Source organism: Paenibacillus sp. FSL E2-0201, assembly GCF_037963325.1.
Classification (GTDB): domain Bacteria; phylum Bacillota; class Bacilli; order Paenibacillales; family Paenibacillaceae; genus Paenibacillus_AQ.
This window is the reverse complement of record NZ_CP150154.1, coordinates 2,950,989-2,971,835: the sequence shown is the minus strand read 5'-3', so window position 1 is coordinate 2,971,835 and position 20,847 is coordinate 2,950,989. Positions and strand designations below refer to the sequence as shown.

General features: G+C 42.2%; 18 protein-coding genes, 1 pseudogene and 1 other annotated feature. Of the genes and pseudogenes, 8 read left to right on the top strand and 11 right to left on the bottom strand.

The window, feature by feature from the left end; genetic code table 11:
- Positions 1-81: 81 nt before the first annotated feature.
- The 6 genes from NSU15_RS13110 to NSU15_RS13085 all read right to left on the bottom strand — a co-directional run bounded on the left by NSU15_RS13110 (position 82) and on the right by NSU15_RS13085 (position 6,121).
- Positions 82-1,077 carry an ROK family protein gene (locus tag NSU15_RS13110; RefSeq protein WP_052414582.1) on the bottom strand — a complete coding sequence of 332 codons (996 nt, stop codon included), beginning with the start codon at positions 1,075-1,077 and terminating at the stop codon, positions 82-84.
- A gap of 19 nt (positions 1,078-1,096) precedes the next feature.
- A complete protein-coding gene (locus tag NSU15_RS13105; protein WP_197069804.1) occupies positions 1,097-1,777 on the bottom strand; it encodes an N-acetylmannosamine-6-phosphate 2-epimerase in 681 nt (226 codons plus the stop codon).
- Between the two features lie 8 nt (positions 1,778-1,785).
- Complete coding sequence (locus tag NSU15_RS13100) at positions 1,786-2,703, bottom strand: dihydrodipicolinate synthase family protein (protein WP_042127079.1); 918 nt, start codon at positions 2,701-2,703, stop codon at positions 1,786-1,788.
- Between the two features lie 58 nt (positions 2,704-2,761).
- A complete protein-coding gene (locus NSU15_RS13095) occupies positions 2,762-3,649 on the bottom strand; it encodes a carbohydrate ABC transporter permease (protein ID WP_081390057.1) in 888 nt (295 codons plus the stop codon).
- A gap of 12 nt (positions 3,650-3,661) precedes the next feature.
- Positions 3,662-4,510 carry a sugar ABC transporter permease gene (locus NSU15_RS13090; protein WP_042132124.1) on the bottom strand — a complete coding sequence of 283 codons (849 nt, stop codon included), beginning with the start codon at positions 4,508-4,510 and terminating at the stop codon, positions 3,662-3,664.
- 219 nt (positions 4,511-4,729) lie between these two features.
- Positions 4,730-6,121: an extracellular solute-binding protein gene (locus tag NSU15_RS13085; RefSeq protein WP_042127077.1), complete on the bottom strand. Its 1,392-nt coding sequence runs from the start codon at positions 6,119-6,121 to the stop codon at positions 4,730-4,732.
- Between the two features lie 294 nt (positions 6,122-6,415).
- Here NSU15_RS13085 and NSU15_RS13080 point away from each other — a divergent pair, with 294 nt between their 5' ends.
- Together NSU15_RS13080 and NSU15_RS13075 are read left to right on the top strand one after the other, a co-directional pair.
- Positions 6,416-8,044 carry a response regulator gene (locus tag NSU15_RS13080; protein WP_339290750.1) on the top strand — a complete coding sequence of 543 codons (1,629 nt, stop codon included), beginning with the start codon at positions 6,416-6,418 and terminating at the stop codon, positions 8,042-8,044.
- A gap of 42 nt (positions 8,045-8,086) precedes the next feature.
- A pseudogene (locus NSU15_RS13075) lies at positions 8,087-8,269 on the top strand (winged helix-turn-helix transcriptional regulator); the annotation flags it as partial.
- Positions 8,270-8,417: 148 nt separating this feature from the next.
- Here NSU15_RS13075 and NSU15_RS13070 read toward each other — a convergent pair.
- Positions 8,418-8,843, bottom strand: a complete 426-nt coding sequence (locus tag NSU15_RS13070; RefSeq protein WP_042127063.1) for a hypothetical protein — start codon at positions 8,841-8,843, stop codon at positions 8,418-8,420.
- A gap of 197 nt (positions 8,844-9,040) precedes the next feature.
- Positions 9,041-9,323, top strand: a binding site (T-box leader).
- Between the two features lie 100 nt (positions 9,324-9,423).
- On the opposite strand from NSU15_RS13070, the gene trpS reads away from it, so the two are divergent.
- Together trpS and NSU15_RS13060 are read left to right on the top strand one after the other, a co-directional pair.
- Positions 9,424-10,419, top strand: coding sequence for a tryptophan--tRNA ligase (gene trpS / locus NSU15_RS13065; protein ID WP_076121370.1), 996 nt, complete (start codon positions 9,424-9,426; stop codon positions 10,417-10,419).
- A gap of 159 nt (positions 10,420-10,578) precedes the next feature.
- The gene (locus NSU15_RS13060) at positions 10,579-11,676 is read left to right on the top strand and encodes a DUF4303 domain-containing protein (protein WP_339290748.1); all 1,098 of its coding nucleotides are present in this window, start codon (positions 10,579-10,581) and stop codon (positions 11,674-11,676) included.
- A 62-nt stretch (positions 11,677-11,738) separates the two neighbouring features.
- Here NSU15_RS13060 and NSU15_RS13055 read toward each other — a convergent pair whose 3' ends face one another.
- Positions 11,739-12,971: an aminopeptidase gene (locus NSU15_RS13055; protein WP_076121930.1), complete on the bottom strand. Its 1,233-nt coding sequence runs from the start codon at positions 12,969-12,971 to the stop codon at positions 11,739-11,741.
- Between the two features lie 168 nt (positions 12,972-13,139).
- Positions 13,140-13,487: a hypothetical protein gene (locus NSU15_RS13050; RefSeq protein WP_042127055.1), complete on the bottom strand. Its 348-nt coding sequence runs from the start codon at positions 13,485-13,487 to the stop codon at positions 13,140-13,142.
- A gap of 149 nt (positions 13,488-13,636) precedes the next feature.
- On the opposite strand from NSU15_RS13050, the gene NSU15_RS13045 reads away from it, so the two are divergent.
- Complete coding sequence (locus NSU15_RS13045) at positions 13,637-14,773, top strand: VanZ family protein (protein ID WP_076121932.1); 1,137 nt, start codon at positions 13,637-13,639, stop codon at positions 14,771-14,773.
- 88 nt (positions 14,774-14,861) lie between these two features.
- Positions 14,862-16,301, top strand: a complete 1,440-nt coding sequence (locus tag NSU15_RS13040; protein WP_339290745.1) for a serine hydrolase — start codon at positions 14,862-14,864, stop codon at positions 16,299-16,301.
- Positions 16,302-16,376: 75 nt separating this feature from the next.
- Here NSU15_RS13040 and NSU15_RS13035 read toward each other — a convergent pair whose 3' ends face one another.
- Positions 16,377-17,135, bottom strand: a complete 759-nt coding sequence (locus tag NSU15_RS13035; protein ID WP_339291336.1) for an exodeoxyribonuclease III — start codon at positions 17,133-17,135, stop codon at positions 16,377-16,379.
- A 139-nt stretch (positions 17,136-17,274) separates the two neighbouring features.
- Between NSU15_RS13035 and NSU15_RS13030 the strand changes: the two genes are divergently transcribed.
- Complete coding sequence (locus tag NSU15_RS13030; RefSeq protein ID WP_042127049.1) at positions 17,275-18,444, top strand: MFS transporter; 1,170 nt, start codon at positions 17,275-17,277, stop codon at positions 18,442-18,444.
- 114 nt (positions 18,445-18,558) lie between these two features.
- Here the strand turns inward: NSU15_RS13030 and NSU15_RS13025 are convergent, their stop codons facing one another.
- Positions 18,559-19,407 carry a helix-turn-helix transcriptional regulator gene (locus NSU15_RS13025; protein ID WP_076117532.1) on the bottom strand — a complete coding sequence of 283 codons (849 nt, stop codon included), beginning with the start codon at positions 19,405-19,407 and terminating at the stop codon, positions 18,559-18,561.
- Between the two features lie 124 nt (positions 19,408-19,531).
- Here NSU15_RS13025 and fabF point away from each other — a divergent pair, with 124 nt between their 5' ends.
- Positions 19,532-20,770, top strand: a complete 1,239-nt coding sequence (fabF, locus tag NSU15_RS13020) for a beta-ketoacyl-ACP synthase II (protein WP_076117534.1) — start codon at positions 19,532-19,534, stop codon at positions 20,768-20,770.
- Positions 20,771-20,847 lie beyond the last annotated feature (77 nt).

Here is a 20,847-nt window from a genome sequence, read left to right as displayed (position 1 = left end):
ATTAGGGACTCCCGAAAGATTTGACCTTCATTCTCTTCCCCTTTAACATTATCGGTAAATTATTCTATTTAATCAAGAGATTTAGATAAAGCCTTCATTTCCAGAAGGAAGGGGTGGACCCCCGTACTCCCAGATCTGTAATGCCGCACCGATCATTCCACAGAAATTGCCACGATAGGCTGCTTCAATTCGAACACCTTCCAACATCGAGGGCATCGTTCTCGTTGCTACTTCTCTTCTTATTCCTTCGAATAATATCTCCCCTGCTTCAGCCACTCCACCACCAATAACAATAACTTTAGGGTTAAAAATATGAATAAAAGAAGCGATAGCAGATCCAAGTGCTGCGATTGTTTCTTCCATTACTTCTGTAGCTAGAGGGTCTCCTTCTCTCCATCTTGCGATCACGTCTCGCGAGTCTAAGTTATCCAGTGGCAGATTGTTTAAAGTTAGTTGTTCCCGCATTCGACGAGCAATGCTTGTACCCGAAGCATAATGTTCTAAACAACCTCTCCCGCCACAAACGCATTCCGGTCCTTTGAAATCTACAGACATATGGCCTAACTCTCCGGCCCCACCCCAAGAACCATGGACAAGGTGACCCTCTACAACAATTGCCCCACCAACACCCGTTCCAAGTGCAAGACAAATAAAGTCTTCTACACCTATACAAGCGCCTAAATATTTCTCGCTTAATGCTAGTACATTCACGTCGTTATCAACGATCACTGGAACCTGGAACTGAGTCTGAAGCAACGCTTTCAAAGCTGTCCCAGCATACCCAGGAATAAGCTCTGAGGCCGAGCGAATACTCCCTTCCTCCCAAGCGACTTGTCCTGCCGTTCCTACGCCAATCCCCTTAATCTTTACCCCTGAATGTATCGCTGTAACTTCATTCATTAACTTTTGAATAGCCTGAATAGCTCGGTCCACGGTCTTCGTGAACCCAGCCATTGTGCTCAGACTTACAGTATGTACTACGTACCCATATGATGTAACGAGCCCAGCATTAATTTTCGTTCCCCCGATATCTACTCCAACAACATATTCCATATGAGGATCATAACCTTCTGACACGGACTCTCCTCCTTAAGTCTCAGCAATCACTCACGGCTTTGACATATCGTGAAGTGATTAACTGTGGCCTTGTAATCGCACTTCCTACCACAACATAAGCTGCGCCAGCCTTCTTAGCTCTCGCCGCATCCTCCGGTGTCCATATCCGCCCTTCTGCAACAACGGGAATATTCACGAACTCGCATAATTGCTGAAGTAAAATAAAATCTGGTCCTTCTTGCTGTGTACTGTAAGGTGTATAGCCGGAAAGTGTTGTGCCAATGAAATCTACACCTAGTTCTTCCGCTGCCAATCCTTCCTCCAAAGTCGATATATCTGCCATTACAAGCACACCCATTTGGTGGGCATATGCGATTAAAGGCTTAACCGACTCAAAGCGACCTTCCCGATTCGTAACATCTAATGCAACAATATCCGCTTTTGCGGAGATAATTGCTTTCACTTCTTCAAGAGTTGGCGTAATAAATATGGCTGATCCGGGAATATCCCGTTTAATTAGTCCAATAACCGGTACATTTACCTCTTCTTTGATCGCTACAATATCTGGAACTCCATTCGTCCGGATACCTATTGCCCCTGATTGAACCGCTGCTCTTGCCATTTTTGCCATTGTATCCCCACCATGAAGCGGCTCATGCTCAAGTGCCTGACATGATACGATCAGACCTTTCATCGGAAAGATATCGCTCATTCGAGTCATCATTAACCCTATCCCTTCGCTTCAAGAATATAATCTAATATTCTATTGTTGAGAGCTTCCACCCGATCCTGATCGGAGTCTTTGATAGGTAGAAGTGGCATTCTTGGTGTACCCGTTTCAAATCCACGCAGACTCAGGATTGCTTTACATGCACCATATAATGATGGAAAGGATAATAATTCTACAATGAGATCATTGATAATGAACTGCCATTTCTGCGCCTCAGCCATATCACCTTGCCCATAACATTGTTCTACTTTTAAAAATAGCTCGGGCATAACCCCATAGGTTCCACCAATCCCACCATCAGCCCCGATACTGCGGCCAGCCAAATACTGCTCATCCGGTCCATTCAATACAAGAAAATCATTTCCACCTGCTGCCTTAAACTGCTGAAGCTCAAATGTACTTTCTGCTGAAATCTTCACGCCAATCACTTTATCCTGCGCAGCCATCTTAATTAACAAGCTTTTTGATAATTGAAAACCAGTCGTTTGCGGGATATGGTAGATAATAAATGGAAGCGATGTACTATCAATGATCGCCTGCCAATGGCTTTCAACACTGTCCGGAGACAAACGGTAATAAATTGCTGGAACAGCCGATACCGCGTGTGCGCCTACGAATTCAGCATGTACCGCAAGCTCAACACTATCCCGAGTAGATGGAGCACCAACGTGAGCAATGATCGTTAGCTCCTCTCCTACTTCCGCTATAACGGCTTCGAGCATTTGTTTGCGTTCCTCTACAGATTGCAGCATGCCTTCTCCTGAGCTTCCTCCAACATAAAGACCTTTCACACCAGTAGAAGCATAATGACGAGCTAATTTCTGTGCCGCTTCTTTATCTATATTCCCCTCAGCATCATAACTGGAGTACAAAGCGATAATAATGCCTTTAAAAGCTTCAAGATCATATGATTTCATAGATAATAGCCTCCATCGCTAAAGCCAAATATATTCATTTGCGTTGTTATATGAATTTTTAACCTTTAACAGCACCCATAGTGATCCCTTGTGTGAATGCCTTTTGAAACATTAGGAAGATTGCAATCATAGGAATCGAAGCTAACGCAGCACCTGCCATAAGCAGTCCATAGTTGGTTGTGAATTCGCCGCGTAGTGTCGCTACCCCAAGTGGCAAGGTCATCATCGAAGTGGATCGCGTCATAATTAGCTGGCTGAAATAATCGTTCCATGAAGTTATGAAGGTGAATATAGCCAGTGCACCCACTGCTGGTTTCAATAACGGTAAAACGATCGTTCCAAACAATCGAATCTCTGAGCTACCGTCAATTTTCGCCGCTTCAATCAACTCTCCCGGAATCGTCTGCGCGAACTGTTTCATCAGAAAGACTCCAAAAGGCCAGCCAATCGCCGGTAAAATAAGCCCTTTATACGTATTGACCCAACCAAAGTCAGCTAACATCGTAAACAACGGTACAAGAATAACTTGCTTAGGCAATGCCATGGCGGCAACAAACATTGTGAAGATAATTCCTCGTCCGGGAAATGATTTCTTTGCAAGAACATAACCGGCACAGGAGGAGACAATACAGATGGCTGCCATCTCTGCAAAAGCAATAATAAAGCTATTAAACATCCAGCGTTCTACCGGATTCTTAAATAATTCTGTCCAGTTCTGTAGCGTCGGCTTTAGCGGAAACCACTCCGGTGGGATGGTCGTTGCCACAGTTTGAAGCTTAAAGGCTCCCGAAACTACCCAATAAAAAGGAAAGATAAAAAATAATGTAGCCAAGATCAATAGAATGGTAGCTATTATTTTTGGAATCGTTAATTCTTTTTTCCATGCGCTTACTTTCTTAGACTGGGTTATAGGTGCTTTCAGTTGTAATGGATTCGTAGAATTCATGATGTCCCCTCCTTAATACTCAACATCGCTGCCAAAGTATTTGAATTGAATGATAGAAATAATCCCAATTACTATTGCGAGTATGACGCCCATTGCTGAGGCATATCCGAAATGACCTAACATAAAGGCTTGTTCATAAACACCATACATAACGGTAGATGTGCTATATACAGGCCCGCCTGAGGTAAGGAGTTGAATCAGTGCGAAACACTGAAAGGTATTAATCGTGGTTATCACGATAATATATAAGTTCGTTGGCATCAGCATCGGCCATAATATTTTCCGGAAAATTTGCCAAGGGGTTGCTCGATCTATCTCTGCGGCTTCAATATAAGAGGTAGGAATGTTACCAATGGAGGCCACATATAAAATGATCGGTTGACCTACAGAAGTCGTTATTAAAACCACGATAATTGCAAGTAATGCTGTTCTTGTATCCCCTAGCCATGAAACAGGCTCCATTCCAAACAAACCCGTCAAATAATTCAGAATTCCGTAGTTGGGATGGTAAATCCAGCCCCACACGACCGTGATACTTACAACCGATGATACGGCTGGCAAGTAGAACACACCGCGGAAAAATGATCTAGCAAACTCTTTTTTCTTATAGATATTCATTGAAACAAACAGTGAAAAGATAATCACGATCGGTACGGTGATCACAACAAGCAATAAAGTATTTCCCATGGACTTTATAAAATTATCGTCTTTAAATAATGAAATATAATTATCGAGACCAATAAAACTAAAATCTCTCAAAGAGTAATCAAAGAAACTAATATAGACTCCTTTTACCATCGGGTAGGCTACAAACAGAAGAAAGAATCCAAACGCTGGTAATAAGAAAAGATAACTCATCATCCAGTCACGTATCACATAACCTTTAATTTTGCGTACCGTTGTCCCCACAACCTTCTCCCCATTTCTCTGATGATCAAGCATAAACGACTTTGGCGTCCTTATAAGGACGGTGAGCGTTTAAGCGAGAAAAATTATGATATTTATAGGTGTGTAGCTTGAATTTTTTTAAAAAGAATAGAGTGCTTCCCGCACTCTATTCTTTTGAACGCCATTCACTTTTTATTTCATAGCTGCTTTGGCTTTAGTAATAGCTTCGTTAGCCTTTGTAGCAAAACTATCCAAAGCTTCCTTGCCGGTAGCGCCTCCAGTTAAAGCACGTTGTAATTCAGGGAACCAGAAGGTACGAATATCTGCATATCCATCTGCAATTGTTGGTGCATCTGTCGTAAATTTACGAGCATATTCGGCGTATTTGTACTCTGGATCGTCATATAGTCCAGTAATCGAATTACGAACCGAAAGACCACCTGTTTGAATCAAGTTTTTCTTACCCCATACTGGATCATTAGCAATGAAATCAATTAGCTTCTTGGAAGCTGCAATCTTAGCTTCATCACCATTATTAAATACAGCCATACCGCCCAGATAAGGTTCAAGCTTCGGTTCCGAACCATCTAAAGTAGGGAATGGAAGAAGAATATCTTCGAATTGAACCATCTTCTTGGATACGTTCTGTGCTTTTAGCACAGCGGAATAGTTAAGTGTAAAGGCCAATTTTCCTTGCAAGAACAAATCGTTTACATCAGCAGCAGCTAGCGATGCTGCACCAGAGACACTGAGTTTATCTTTCGTAGCTTGGACAATCCAATCCAGCGCTTTTGCTGCATTATCTGTATTGATAGCGACTGCGGAATTGTCTTCATTTAGGAATCTGGATACGCCTAAGTTAGCAAGATAAGCGCGAGTTCCTTGGTCTCCGGCTTGGCTCTTCGCGAAGAACCCTGTTGGAATAACATCCGGAGCCTTTTCTTTCACAGCTTCCAATGCCTTTTTATATTCTTCAAACGTCCAAGTTCTATCTTCCTTATCCAGAGGAAGTAAATCTAGAGCGCCTATCTTTTCAAAAATAGTCTTATTAACCGCCATCATAAATGGTGCTGTATTGATCGGGTACATAAAGATGTTGTCGCCTACACTTGACTGCTTCCAAAAAGCTTCTGAAATATCATTCTTCACTTCATCAGTCACCATGTCGTTAAGCGGTGCAAGCAAATCCTTTTTACCCCAATCGATAATCCGTCCAGGTGCATCATAGATCACATCAGGCGCAGTATTAGAAGCTATTGCGACATTCAGTTTTTCAGGGCCGCCTTCAAAGGTGATCATCTCAAGGTTGACTTTAATTTCAGGATTCTTCTCATTAAAAGCTGCAATGATTTCCTTTTCATATTTGCCAACTTCACCATCTAAAGCTTGAAAGCTCGGAAAATTCCACCATGTAATCTCTACTGGCTTAGCAGCAGCCTCAGTTGCTGCGGGCTCAGTCTTGTCAGCGTTATTACTTGGTGTAACTGCTGAATTCGCCGTGTTCGTATTTCCACATGCAACTAACTGTGTACCTAAAAGTGCGACACCAACAATACTCATTAGCCCTTTTTTCATTGCTTTCATGTGCTACCCCCAATTATTTTTTTGTGGAATAAGTACTGCTCTCATTCCTTGCGCTAATCATAAATCAATTGTAAATTTAGGAGAATCCCACTCCTTTTACTTTTAGGGCTCTTTTCTGACATATCCCTTCAATCCACCCCTCTTCAATGTTATAATACATTACATATTCCACCTATTAACAATTAAATTTATATTTCTTCACTTTTCCGCCTTAATGTAACCCTTTTAATCTTACATCTAATGGTATTTCCTTACGAACGATCCACTATAATTCTAGTCTTCCGGAGGGATTTCATGTACAAACTAATGATTGTAGAGGATGAACCATTAATAAGAACGGGCTTAAAACATTACTTTGCTTGGGAAGAGCTTGGGGTTCACAACATTATTGAAGCAGAGAATGGAAAAGAAGGAATGGCCACTGCACTGCGTGAGAAGCCCGATTTGGTGATCACTGATATCCGGATGCCCCAAATGGATGGTCTACAAATGATTGAGCAGATTCGCAATCTGCTTCCTGATACATTATTTATCATTTTGACTGGATTCAACGATTTCGAATATGCTCAGAAGGCTATAAAACTAGGGAATGTACATGCGTTTTTGCTCAAGCCTTTGGAATACGAGGAAAGTCTCCTTGTGATACAAGAATGTATGAACAAGCTTCATCTTAAGCGGCAAGATCGATTGAAACGTTCTAATTTGGAGGGGGCACAGCTTGTAAAGCTATTACTGGAGGAAGAACAACCTGTAATAGATGATTCTATTGTCCGTGAACTATGTAATTTCAACAGTAACTACTATCTTTATCTGCCCTTTGTTTTGACAGGAATTCCTATGAGAGGAAAGCGCGCTCAATCTACGCTCTGGATGAGAGAATATGCGGAGAAGTTCATTCATCATGCTGTAGACGAGTATCTCCATGCCTCTACACCGCACACTGTTTTTACATATTCATCTAAAACTAAGCTCTTTGGACTTATTGTATTGGGATCTCCAGCTTCTATTGATAATTTTCCTCTTCAGACTAAAGTTCAGACACGAATCGATCAATATCTGAAGCTGCTTACGCTAGAACATCACCTAGGCCTCTATTTAGTTATAGGTAAGACGACGGAGAATCCTACACAAATAAATTCATTGCTGCATGAGAACGATAGAATGTTATATCAACGCTTCTACAAGAGAGATTGTAGGTTTATCTACGTGCCACAATGGATAGAAGGCTCCAATTCTATTAAACCATCCCTAATTCAACTCGATGAAAATGATAAGAAACGGATGATCTCCTGCATCGAAAGTGCTAACGAAATAGAGACGCTCCAGCTGATGCACCGGCTGTCTCAAGATATTTTGAGTAAAGCTGATGTCTCTTCTCCAGATTTTTGGCTTGCATTTCTTCAGGAAATTATAAGTACCATTCTCCGCTTCGCTAATAAGAACCACATCCATATCGAAGGCGTGTACAGCGAAAAGCTCCTGAATCTAACCTTTGTAGATGAATTTGATTCAATTGAGAACCTTTTTGACTGGCTTGGCAGATGGATGGTTCATTTAGGAACTGTTTATTCCGAAGGGCTGACCCACAACAACCAACAGGATGTGATCATATTCGAGCATATTAAATCCTTCATAAAAGAGAATATTGATCAAGATGTGACTCTACAGATGGTAGCAGATCGATTCTTCTATAATCCGTCTTATTTAAGTCGATTATTTAAGCGAAAACTTGATAAGAACTACATGCGATTTGTAACCGAAATTCGGATGGAATATGCGCAGGAATGCTTAAAAAAACCAGAGTTTCTAGTGACCGATGTCTGTACGATGTGTGGTTACAAAAGCTATATGCATTTCGTTAAAACATTCCGAAGCATCACAAACATGACTCCATCGGACTACAGAAAACAGTCAGGCTGGTGACCCAAAATGATGCAGATAGAGCAACCAAAAAAACGATAAGCCGATGGAATCATCAACCGGATCGTATACAATCAGGTTCCACCAAAAGTGGAATATGAACTTAGTGAATATGGTAATAGTCTAAGCGACATTTTAACTTCGCTCTGTAACTGGGGAGAACAACATATCATTAAGCAGTACGGTGATAAATATGCTGTTTTAGAGGATAACATTTTAAATAAATAACGAGAGAAACCATAACTTCAATCTTCTAAGAACCCCTTCCTTATTGGTTGGGGTTTGCTTGATATTTATGCTGCAAAAGTTGAGGTTTTAATTATACGCCCATGAAAAAAAGGACAGCTAAATCAGATCGATTTAACTGTCCCGTAACTTAAATTACGCCATCTCCTCCTATAGCAGTTGCTGTGAATGATATGGGTCCAAATAGATTGATAGGCAAGTTGCTATCATTTTGAATTACCAATTCATAGTTATGGATTCCAATATAAGGACCATCAACCCACTGAACATTTAATTGAATATCAGTAGTTGTAGTAAAACGAAAAAAGGATCTATAAATATCGACTCCAGCACGTCGGATTAAAACAAGAAATTGGCTGTTAGCAAGTGCAGTAAGACTAAAACTACCATTTAACTCGACTCTGCTGGAGAAAGAGGCCGGATTAGCCGGACTAATATTTACTTGCGCTGTGGCTAGACCCGCCCCAGCTCCAGGAATCCCTGCAACCGTTATAGCAGTAGTAAACGGGTCTAACGGGATTTTTGCCTGTGACCCATAACTTATAATTGTCGCCATTTTTAATCACTCCATTTCAAGGTTATAGAATAGTATATTGTGAATCCGCAATGATAGATTGGACTTAATTCCTGATGATTATATACATTTAAGTTATACTTTTACTAGATTATAAAACCTAGATACTTCGAATATCATCCTCTAATTTCCACCTATTGACAAACTCACTTATCAGAATTACAATTACCCAAATATCATGAACAACGTTGAAAAAGGGTAAGTAGACAAATGAACATGGACTTCAGAGAGCCGGTGGTTGCTGCGAACCGGTGTCCAGCGTTTGATCGAATGGCCTTTAGAGTTGCTCTTCCGAACCATCTACTTAGATGCTGTAGGAGAAGCCGGGGTTCCCGCCGTTATCAAGGGACCTGTATCTAGATTGTTTTAACACTCTCCGTACAGGTAAGAGAAGATCGTAATGCTAACGAAACTTGGTGGCGCGATCAATTAAGGTGGTACCACGACAACTTCGTCCTTATTGGATGAGGTTTTTTGTCATTTAAGGAGGTGATGGCCATGGATGATGGCTGGTGGTGGCGATTCAATGTTAATCAAAAGCGACAAAACAGGAGGAATTTAAATGATAAAAGAACGTGTATTAACTGGAGATCGAGTGACCGGAAAGCTGCACCTTGGCCATTACGTGGGCAGCTTGCAGAACCGAGTGGCTCTACAGGAGCAATATGATACTTTTGTGTTTCTAGCAGATATTCAAGCCCTAACGACTCACTTTGATCGGCCTCAACTACTGGGTCAAAACTTGAATGAAATCACACTCGACTATTTATCAGCGGGTATAGATCCAGATAAAGCCACTATATTCATTCAATCTATGATTCCAGAGATTGCCGAACTGACTGTTCTGTTCTCCATGTTCGTCACTGTGAATTCGTTGCGGCACAATCCTACCATTAAAGCCGAATCGAAAAATTCCAGCTTAGATGAACTATACTATGGTTTTCTTGGGTATCCAGTAAGCCAGACTGCCGATATAACCTTTTGTAAAGCGACGATTATTCCTGTAGGCGAAGACCAGCTTCCCCATCTGGAGTTGACCCGCAAAATCGTACGTAGATTCAACGAGCTGTACAGCCCCATCCTTGTGGAGCCGAGAGCGCTTATCAGCGAGACCCCAAGACTAGTGGGAACAGACGGCAATGCAAAAATGAGCAAAAGCTTAGGTAATGCCATCGAGCTGGACTCCACGAAGGAAGAGATCACCTTCAAAATCCGCAAAGCCACAACTGATCCAGCCCGTGTTCATAAAAATGATCCTGGGCATCCAGATATTTGTCCCATTTATGCTTATCATCGCGCTTTTCGTTCCCACGGCGCCAGTGAAATTCACGAGAGCTGCGAAAATGGCTGTATAAGTTGTTCTGCCTGTAAGCAGCTTATCACGACAGCTCTAGACCAATTAATTGAACCGATGCGTGAGCGGCGCTCCTATTATGCAGCCAGACCCAAGGTTGTTGAGGATATCTTATTATCCGGAACTAAACGTGCCCGCAACATTGCTCAAGAAACGATGTCCGAAGTACGCGAGGCCATGGGCCTTAATTATTTTTCAAAATAAATCTGATCCGTATGGGCAATAAAAAAACGCTGGACTCTCTATTGGAGAGAGCTCCGGCGTTTTTTTAGATCCAGCGTCACATTGGACAGCGGCTCTTAGAGGAAAAAAGAAGAAATTGTCGAATCATTCATTTAAATCATAGTAGAAAGAAGAATGAACATGAATACATTTTATTCACAGCTTGGACGTGTGCTTGAAGAGAGAACTCCGTTCCACCAAGATGGTTACTATCTTTTATATGATGGAAACAGAGCAAAATTTAGTCCCACTAAACCTAATCATATCGAAATTGTTACAGCTGAAAGTTTTGTAAATACTCTCGTTAAGAACAGTAAAGCAGTCATTTCTTCTTTCGCGAGTGGACCTGACAATAATGATGTCTATGTTTTTAATCTTCAAGCTGATGAGTTTTATAACATCAACATTTATCTAAATACCCTTGAAGGTTTCCAGCGAGCTTTAGAGAGAAATCCAAAGGATCGAGATGAACGTTCAATAAACTGGTTGAAATATAATCAGGGGGATTTTCGGTACCACTTATGGCTTGAAGATGATAAGATCGTGAATTATTTTACCCAACTAGCAGATCTGACAACTTATCAAGAAGAAGATTTTCTCTTTAACACGGAGGATCAACCTATCATCGCCTTTGAAGCAGGGATTATTAAAATGGGGTATTATCTGCTGACGCTAAAAGCAATGCAGCGTTTGATCACTGAGGGTGAGCTTCAGTCATTAAATACAACTGAAGGCTTTATTGCCTTTGCCTCCACAGGGAACAATGACTTAGATTACAGTATTGTGATGCCAAAAACCATCGAACCTGCTTTATTCGCAAAGATTTTCCCATTTGATCATGCAAAAGATTTACAATTTCGAGAGCTGATGTTGCAGAATCAACATTTCTCAGTCACAGAATATTTAGATTATTGGTCCGACGCAGTTCTTAGCAGCTACAGTGACACGATTCCATATATTTACGGGAAGTCTGACCTAGAAGTGTTCATACAAATGGAGCATCTTGGAAATGCACTGGCTCAGGAATGCATCCAACGTTTAAATCCCTTAATTGATTTGGAGATCATTGAAATTGAGAATTATTACTTCATTTACTACTATATTGAAGCGCTGCATTTTGCAGGACCGCTAACAAAGCAACAACTTGATGATTGTAAGCAGCTAGCAAACCGCATGAATGAAAGAGGCGAAGATCTGGAAGACGCTTTGCGCTTAATAAACGCTGTAATAAATTTATAAATATTCTCAAAAGAAAAGGCCGTAACCCTCCTCCAAAGGGATCATTACGGCCTTATTTCCACTTACAGCACCCAATTTCCCTTACGGAATACCGGTTCAATCGTGCCATCCGCCAGTTCTCCATCAATATCCAGTTCTGCCGAACCGATCATAAAATCGACATGTGTTAAGCTGACATTAGCACCTCGTGCGACAAGCTCTTGATTCGTAAGCTTTGTGCCGCCTTCAATATTGACAGGATAGGCACTTCCCAACGCGAAATGGCAGGAGGCATTCTCATCAATCCCTGTATTGTAGAAAATTCGGTTCAAGCGAGAGATTGGAGAATCATGCTGCACTAAAGCCACTTCTCCTAAATAGGATGCACCTTCATCCGTTGCCAACAGCGAAGTCAGATGCTCACGTCCAGATTCAGCTTCATATGCTACTACTTTTCCATCTTTAAAGGTGAATGAAAGACCTTCTACCAAACGTCCATTCAGATTCAAAGGGAGTGTACTTCTAACTGTACCATTCACACCTGTACGATGGGGCATCGAATAGATTTCTTCGGTTGGCATATTTGCCACGAAATACACACCTTTATCATTCTCTCCACCGCCTCCGCGCCACAGATGACCTTCCGGAAGCTCCACATGCAGGTCCGTTCCCGGTGCACGGTAATGCAGGCTTTTATAACGCTTAGCGTTCATTCTATCCTGACTCTCTTTTAAATGACCGATATGTTCTCTCCACGCGGCAACAGGATCCTCGCTACCTACACGATTCATCTGGAATACGGCTTCCCACATCGCTTCTACTCGATCTTCCTCAGGGAGATCGGCAAACACTTTGTTTGCCCAAGCACGCGTCGGAGCCTTAACGAGAGACCAGCTGATTTTGCTATTGCGGGTATATTTGGAGTAGTTTTTGCGAGCAACAGCTGCCGCTTTAACTGCTCTTGATACTTTGGAAGAATCAATACCATTGAACAATTCCGGATCAGGTACTTTAATATGTAAGATGGCGCCGTTCTCTTCCGCAAACTTCTCCATCATTTCTGCTTGCCACTGTGGATAATAATCAAAGGAATCTTCCGGAGCTTTTTCATAACGAATCCGTGTAGTCGCTTCATCGTCCCATTCAACAATTACATATTTAGCACCTGCTTCATAGGCTTTACCTACAATCAAGCGAGTAAGCTCAGCAGTTTCAATAGGCGCATGCACCATTAAGACTTGTCCAGGCTGTACATTTACCCCAACCTTTACAACCAGGTTCGCATATTTCTCTAACATGACATCAAAATCTTTCATGAATTCTCTTCCTCCATCTCTATGGTTGCTTTACTGTCGCACCAAAGCACCGGAGCTCCTTAACAGCAGACGGTCAGCTTCACTTCTTATTTTAACGCAAAATGCTAAGAGTTGCGATTCGTTATAAGAAAGCGGCCCCCATGAAGGGAACCGCTCACGTAAAAATCCTTATTTTTTATCCACCTGCAGCAAAGTTACGGTCTTTAAAGAATAGGTATGCATAATCTTGTCTTCAGAGATTACGTTAAGCTTGGTCAAACTTGCTACCTTCGCTGGGTCTGATTTAGAGAGCATACGCCACACTTCAGGGTCTGATAAGGTTTCATAAAGCTTCAGATCATCATATTCTTTGCGGTTCTGCATCACTAGCTTCACCTTGTAGCTTCCAATTTCAGTCTCAGTTGCCCCCTGCTCACTACAATAGCTTAGAATTTCCTGGCGAAGCTCCCCCAGTTCTTTTTCGATTTCCTTTTGTTTTTGCTTCAGACGATAATACTGCTGTACCTTTTTCTCCATCACTTCACGCTCCTCTATAAACATATGTATGCCGGAAGCGCTAAATAAATAAGTTGAGTTCCCTATCATAAAATTTTATAATGAGCCGGGAACGCTAGTTTGCAGCAGACTCCTTTCTTCCACAAAAACAATGATTCGGCAGGTGACTTATGTTTCATTCTTACTTTTTCCCAATTTCTTATGCCTTTATGATGTTTCCTATAGCGGCATTGATCTTCACGCTCCCTTTTCTAATCGTTCAATACCGTAGACACGGCTACATTCATAAGCTTAGAGCTTTAATCCTATACTTACTCTTGCTCTATCTGATGAACGCTTATTTTCTCGTATTGCTTCCGATGCCTTCCTCAAGACATAATATGACGCCTTCAGGGAGTATCATGCAGCTCATCCCTCTTCAGTTCATACAAGATATTATAGACGGCTCTAAGATCATACCTGATCAGATTTCAACGTATTGGTCTTTACTACGAGAGCCCGCTTTTTTACAGGTGATATTTAACATCGCTCTGACAGTGCCGTTTGGATTGTTTCTGGGCTACTATTTTCGAACGCGCTGGGGAATGTGTATTCTCTTGTCTTTCATGCTTTCGTTATCTTTTGAGGTCACTCAGGTTACAGGCATCTACGGCTTTTTTGATCATCCCTACCGTCTATTTGATGTCGATGATCTTATTACCAACACGCTGGGAGGGATCTTTGGATTCCGAATTGCTATCTGGATAAACGGGTTACTGCCACGCATAGAACAACTGGATACGAATATCGATCGTTCCGCCAAAAGAGTCTCCTATACCCGCAGAGGGATTGCTTTTTTCATCGATAGTATGGTGTGGATCATTGGGTTTGGTGTACTTTATGGATTCGATATAAAAAGTGCTTTCTGGATTGTAACAGGGATGTACTTCATCCTGATTCCAGCTTTCACCGGTGGGCGGACCTTAGGCAAATGGATTGTACGGATTCGGGTAACGAACAGAGGTAATCGGGCTTCTTTCTGGGCGCTTATGATCCGATATGGTCTGTTATATTGGGTAATCCTTGGACTTCACGCTATTGTTATCGATTCTGATGTGACGGGGCTTCTATCTTCACCATTGAGAACGGTAGCTTATCTCTTTGTTCTACTGGTCGATTTAGCTTTCTTTATTCATTTAATCATTAAGGTATTCAAAAAAGATGACCAGCTAATCTATGAGAAATTAAGCCGAACCTCGCATGTGATTTCATGGCCAGAGAAAAGACCGCATACCGATGCCTCAATCAGTAGTTCTATAGAGAATTGAAAAATTCTCCCTTATATCTAGTATTTATACCATGGAATTTATTATAAAATAGGAAGGTACGGATTCTCAAAATTTAGGAGATGAATGAATGGAAACTACAAGTAGCTTGCAGTTGTCTAGAAGTCTTCCAGAAGAGCAGGGCATTTCATCAGCCGCAATTTCCAGCTTTATTGATGCAGTAGAGGCGCAAAGCTTAGGTCTGCACAGCTTTATGCTCCTTCGTCATGGATATGTAATCTCGGAAGGCTGGTGGTCTCCTTATAAGCCCGACCTTCCGCATATGCCTTTTTCCCTGAGCAAAAGCTTCACTTCAACTGCTATCGGTTTTGCTGTGACAGAGAAACTCATCACTCTTGATGATTCGGTTATTTCGTTCTTTCCTGAGGATTCACCTGAGGAGATTACAAGAAATTTATCCAAAATGAGCATTAAGCATCTATTGATAATGGGTACAGGACAAGTCGTGGACACGATGGATCCCCTTAAACAAAGTGCGGACGGGAATTGGGTGAAAGCCTTCTTCACGGTCCCTGTAGAAAAAGAACCTGGAACGCATTTTCTCTATAATACCGGCGCTACTTACATGCTATCTGCGATTATTCAAAAGGTCACCGGACAAACGCTGCTTGAATACTTAGAACCACGTCTCTTCACGCCTCTTGGTATCCGTAGTGCCACTTGGGAATCCTGTCCCCGTGGAATTAACACTGGCGGATACGGTTTAAACATAACCACAGAGGATATCGCTAAATTCGGCCAGCTCTTCTTACAGAAAGGCATCTGGAATAATCAGCGTCTTCTACCTGAAGAGTGGATAGATGAGGCCACTTCCAAACACATCTCGAATGGCGAAGGCGATCATGACTGGGCGCACGGATATGGTTTTCAATTTTGGAGATGCCAGCATGGAGCCTACCGGGCAGATGGCGCATTCGGACAACTCTGTATTGTTCTACCAGGCCAAGACGCTGTAATAGCTATTACAAGCGCATCATCTAGCACAGAAGGAATATTAAATGCAGTGTGGGAGCATCTACTGCCCAATATGAAGGATGCACCTCTTCCTGAAGATCAGTCTTCATCTGCAGCCTTGGTAGACCAATTAAAGAATTTATCGATAAATCCTCCACAATTGCAACAGTCCTCCTTTCTGGAAGATCAAATAAATGATATGACCTATACACTCGAAAACAACCAATTCTCACTAGCTACCTTCTCGATCTCCTTCAACAATGAAGACGCTGAGGTTACTTTAATAAGTAAGCTTGGTGAGAGCAATGTCATTCGATTAGGCCGAGGACAATGGCTCGAAAGCTTTGCGCTAATCCTTGAGCCTTCCATGAACCGGATTATGTCCAGCTTTACTTGGTTAGCAGAAGATCAACTTCAGTTGTCCTTGCTGTTTGTTGAAATGCCCTTCTATATCACTCTTGAGATTAAAATATTAGAGAACATGTTATTGCTTAAATCGAAGATTAATGTAAACATGGGTCCGCTTGAATTCGATGATATGATTGGCAGAATTTAGTATTCACACCCGTAAAATAAAGGCCGCTCTTCCTTACACAGGAACTTAGCGGCCTTCAATCATTTTATTTTGGTCTCAAAAATCTGCAAGCTTCAAAATGACTGGACAATGATCACTGCCCATAATCTGACAATCGATTTGAGCATCAAGTACATTAGGCGCAAGTCTAGAAGAAGCTAAGAAATAATCAATCCGCCAACCCACATTCCGCTCTCTCACCTTCGGCATATAAGACCACCATGAATATACTCCCTCTAGCTCCGGGTGGAGATATCTGAAAGTATCAATGAAGCCCGACTCTAGCAGCGTACTCATTTTGCCTCTCTCTTCATCTGTAAAACCAGAGTTCCCACGGTTAGCCTTTGCATTCTTGATATCGATATCCTCATGGGCTACGTTTAGATCTCCACAGACAACTACCGGTTTACTCTTGTCCAGATTTAAGAGATATTTTCGGAAACGGTCCTCCCATTCCATTCTGTAATCCAATCGAGACAGATCTCGTTTGGCATTAGGCGTATAGACGTTGACCAGATAAAAATGTTCAAACTCTAATGTTATGATACGACCTTCTGCTTCCTCATCTTCTTCCATTCCATATCTTGCAGAGATCGGCTTGATTTTAGTAAATATAGCCGTACCGGAATAGCCCTTCTTCACTGCGTAATTCCAGTATTGATCGTATTCTTCACCATGCTCCAGTGTAATTTGCCCTTCCTGAAGCTTTGTCTCTTGAACACAAAAGATATCAGCATCTACTTCTTTGAAATAGTCATTAAACCCTTTTTTGACACATGCCCGAAGGCCATTAACATTCCATGATACCAGCTTGATCATCGACTTTTCTCCTTGCATTTTGCTTTAATTATTCTCAGTTTATCATAGTTTTATATCCTAATCATTCACCATCCATGTTACAATAACAAAATTGACTCTATCTAAATAATATTTAATACGTGAGGTAAAGAAACTTATGAAGGCACCAACACTATTACGAGGATTTAACTTTTTGTATTTTGCATTGCTGGCGATGTTCATTCCTTTTCTGCCAGTCTATCTAGGAGAGCAAGGTTTAAATCCGGCGCAAATTGGATTCATTATTGGTACTGGAGGTTTTGTTACCATTATTGCTCAACCCTTATGGGGGATGATCAGCGACAAAACAAGAACGATCCGCAAGGTACTTTTAGTTCTGTTGTTATGCTCTGCGGTGACGGGATACTTTTTATTCGATTCCAATAGCTATGTGGGACTTATTCTTTTTGCTATGCTGCTATATTTCTTCTTGATGCCTATCGATCCGCTAGCTGAAAGCTTGAATTTCCGGGTTTCCGAAGCAGCTGGAATTAGCTATGGGTCGATACGCACATACGGTGCCTTAGGGTACGGTGTAATGGCCTTGCTCACAGGTTATGTGCTGAGTTACTTCGGCTCTCATGGGATGGCCATGCTGTTCGTTGGTATTAGCCTTACAAGCTTCATCGTCAGCTGGTTCATGCCTGATGCTCCAGTCACGGGTAAACCGGTTACTCTTGACAGCTTAAAGCATTTTCTAAGCAACAAAGAAACGCTGTTGTTTCTAGTGCTTATCTTTATCAGCTCCGTTCCTGCGCGAATGAACGATACCTTCCTTGGTGTTTATATCCGTGAGCTTGGTGGCAGTCCTGAATTAGTAGGTCAATCGTTCTTTATCGCCGCAATGAGTGAGATTATTGTCTTTGCTTTAAGCTTTTGGTGGCTTCGCAAAGGAAAAGAGCTGATCATTATTTCGATTTCCGGAGCCTTTTATTTTCTTCGATTCTTTATTTCCGCTTGGATTACTGATCCGCATTTGCTAGCTTATCTACAGATACTACAAATCCTTACCTTTCCAGTATTCTACTCCGCAGCTATTCAGTATCTGTATAGTATTGTGCCTGAGGAGTGGCGGGCTACGGGTCAAACAGTACTGGCGCTATTGTTCTTCGGGGTATCAGGCATTCTCGCTTCTTATGCTGGAGGAGCCTTATATGAAGCCTTCGGCGGTAAGGCCCTTTACTTAACAATATCCGTGATGTCATTTATCGGCATGCTGTTTGGATTAATATTGTTCCGAATCTATGGAAAGAAAACCGGCAATAAAAAGAATATAACCACTAATTAATCTTCCAATGTTTAAACGGGAGTGTCCATAGCCACGTAAATGGCTGGCGGACACTCTCGTTTTCTATGAATAAGCGTATTAGCCTTTAAGAAAACCTTGCAGGCTGGAACTTGGTCATTCTTTATGCTGCTCCATAAGCTGCTTCAGCTTGATTTCAGTATTCGAATCAGCGGCAGGTGTATAAATACTACAGCGTAAATCTGTGCTGCCTTGAACCTGTAGCGAGGTTAAATGAAATAACATTTTCCCAGCTTTGGCATGTCTGAACTCCAGTAGGACATCCGGAGCGGAGCTTACACGGCTTTGTTCCCACATTTCATTAAACGCTGGGTGTAGTCCCTTTAATTCCTCTATAAATTCATCGTACCAGCGATCCTCAACATATTGTCCGTAATAAGCCCTGAAGATGGATAGATAACCGCTTACGAACTGTTCCCAATTTACAGCTAAACGTCTGAACTCCTTGCGAACAAATAACAACCGAATCATGTTTCTCTCCTCAATGGGCAGCTTGGAGAAATCAAGAAACACATGTGCTGCCGCCTCATTCCAACCTACAATCCCGCAACGTCGGTCTGAAATAATCGTAGGACAGGTCTTAAGCTCCTGTAAAATCTTCTGTAGAGAAGGACTGATTACAGAGGATTCTTCTTGCTGAAATAGAACGTTTCCTGTTCCAGTCTCTAATGCCAGTGCAAAAAGATACTTCCGCTCATCAGGAGTCAGCTTTAGAGCTGTTGCGATACAATCTAGAACAGATGAAGATACTTTAATATCCCTACCCTGCTCTAGCCATGTATACCAGGTACTGCTTACCCCCGCTAGCTGTGCAACTTCTTCCCTTCGAAGCCCAGGCGTTCTCCTGCGTGTACCTTCTGGCAATCCAGCAGAGCTGGGTGAGATCGATGCACGACGTGCTTTTAAGAAATCTGATAATGCCTGTAATCTCGTCTGATTACCCATACGCTTACTCTCCTCTCTGTTGCAATCATTAGTATAGTACAAATTATACTAGGATAAACGATAACTTGTAATAGGATAAAATTAGTGGAAAAATACCTATATACACTAGTTGAGGAGGTTCACTATGGAGCGCGTAGTTATTACAGGTATGGGCTTAATCTCGCCCCTTGGAAATACAATAGAGCAATTCTGGGATCGTCTAGTTTCTGGTGAGTCGGGTATATCCCCAATCACTTCATTTGATACTTCTAACTTTAATACCAAAATCGCGGGAATCGTGCATGACTTCGATGCAGAAGCCAGATTCGGTCGTAAAGAAGCACGCAGAATGGATAGATTTAGTCAGTTCGCCCTCGCCGCCGCTGAAGATGCATGGACACATTCCGGTCTACAGCTTGATAAGATTGACAAGGAGCGCCTCGGAGTTTACGTAGGATCAGGCGTTGGTGGAATTCAGACCTTGATGGAGCAAGGGAGCGTGCTTAAAGGTCGTGGACCGGATCGGGTAAGTCCCACATTAATTCCCATGATGATCTCTAATATGGCTGCAGCGATGATCAGCATTAAATTAGGCGCCATGGGACCTACAATGTCTCCAGTAACTGCGTGTTCTATTGGGAATACGGCGATCGGTGAAGCCTTCCGGTTGATCCGTTACGGAGGTGCCGACATTGTAATTGCTGGTGGTTCAGAAGCAGCCATTACTGAAATATCCTTAGCCAGTTTCGGCAATGCCACCTCCTTATCCACTCGAAATGAGGAGCCGGTTAAGGCGAGTCGCCCCTTTGACGGGGAGCGTGATGGATTTGTTATCGGTGAAGGCGGTGGAATAGTTATTCTAGAGTCACTCTCCCACGCTAAGCGTAGAAATGCCAAGATCCACGGAGAAGTTATCGGCTATGGAGCCAGCTCTGATGCTTACCATATGGTCGCCACGCATCCAGAAGGAATCGGTGCTTATCAAGCAATGAAATTGGCACTGAATGAAGCAAATCTCCAGCCGGAGGAGGTGGATGTAATCAGCGCCCATGCCACTAGTACAGTAGTAGGTGACCGCTCCGAGACCTTTGCGATAAAGAAGTTATTCGGCGATCAAGCCTACCAGATCCCCGTAACCGCTAATAAGTCCATGACAGGACATGCCTTAGGCGCGGCCGGTGGTCTAGAAGCCATAGCCCTAATTAAGAGCATTCAAGAAGGAATCATCCCCCCTACCATTAATCAGGAGGTCAAAGATTCCATTTGTGATCTTGATTATGTCCCGAACATGGCTAGAAAAACCGATCTTACTATAGGCATGTCTAACTCCTTTGGTTTCGGCGGGCATAATGCTGTCATTGTGATTCGTAAGTTTGAAGACTGACCATTCATCCACAAAACGGGGCTCCAGCTTAGTCGTTAGGACTAGTTGGAACCCCGTTTCCACTTCCTATTTTTTAT

Bases quoted from the DNA above. Each gene is read 5' to 3' on its own strand.
- NSU15_RS13105 (WP_197069804.1), bottom strand. From the start codon at position 1,777: ATGACTCGAATGAGCGATATCTTTCCGATGAAAGGTCTGATCGTATCA.
- NSU15_RS13100 (WP_042127079.1), bottom strand. From the start codon at position 2,703: ATGAAATCATATGATCTTGAAGCTTTTAAAGGCATTATTATCGCTTTG.
- NSU15_RS13095 (WP_081390057.1), bottom strand. From the start codon at position 3,649: ATGAATTCTACGAATCCATTACAACTGAAAGCACCTATAACCCAGTCT.
- NSU15_RS13090 (WP_042132124.1), bottom strand. From the start codon at position 4,510: ATGATGAGTTATCTTTTCTTATTACCAGCGTTTGGATTCTTTCTTCTG.
- NSU15_RS13085 (WP_042127077.1), bottom strand. From the start codon at position 6,121: ATGAAAGCAATGAAAAAAGGGCTAATGAGTATTGTTGGTGTCGCACTT.
- NSU15_RS13080 (WP_339290750.1), top strand. From the start codon at position 6,416: ATGTACAAACTAATGATTGTAGAGGATGAACCATTAATAAGAACGGGC.
- NSU15_RS13070 (WP_042127063.1), bottom strand. From the start codon at position 8,843: ATGGCGACAATTATAAGTTATGGGTCACAGGCAAAAATCCCGTTAGAC.
- trpS (WP_076121370.1), top strand. From the start codon at position 9,424: ATGATAAAAGAACGTGTATTAACTGGAGATCGAGTGACCGGAAAGCTG.
- NSU15_RS13060 (WP_339290748.1), top strand. From the start codon at position 10,579: ATGAATACATTTTATTCACAGCTTGGACGTGTGCTTGAAGAGAGAACT.
- NSU15_RS13055 (WP_076121930.1), bottom strand. From the start codon at position 12,971: ATGAAAGATTTTGATGTCATGTTAGAGAAATATGCGAACCTGGTTGTA.
- NSU15_RS13050 (WP_042127055.1), bottom strand. From the start codon at position 13,487: ATGGAGAAAAAGGTACAGCAGTATTATCGTCTGAAGCAAAAACAAAAG.
- NSU15_RS13045 (WP_076121932.1), top strand. From the start codon at position 13,637: ATGTTTCATTCTTACTTTTTCCCAATTTCTTATGCCTTTATGATGTTT.
- NSU15_RS13040 (WP_339290745.1), top strand. From the start codon at position 14,862: ATGGAAACTACAAGTAGCTTGCAGTTGTCTAGAAGTCTTCCAGAAGAG.
- NSU15_RS13030 (WP_042127049.1), top strand. From the start codon at position 17,275: ATGAAGGCACCAACACTATTACGAGGATTTAACTTTTTGTATTTTGCA.
- NSU15_RS13025 (WP_076117532.1), bottom strand. From the start codon at position 19,407: ATGGGTAATCAGACGAGATTACAGGCATTATCAGATTTCTTAAAAGCA.
- fabF (WP_076117534.1), top strand. From the start codon at position 19,532: ATGGAGCGCGTAGTTATTACAGGTATGGGCTTAATCTCGCCCCTTGGA.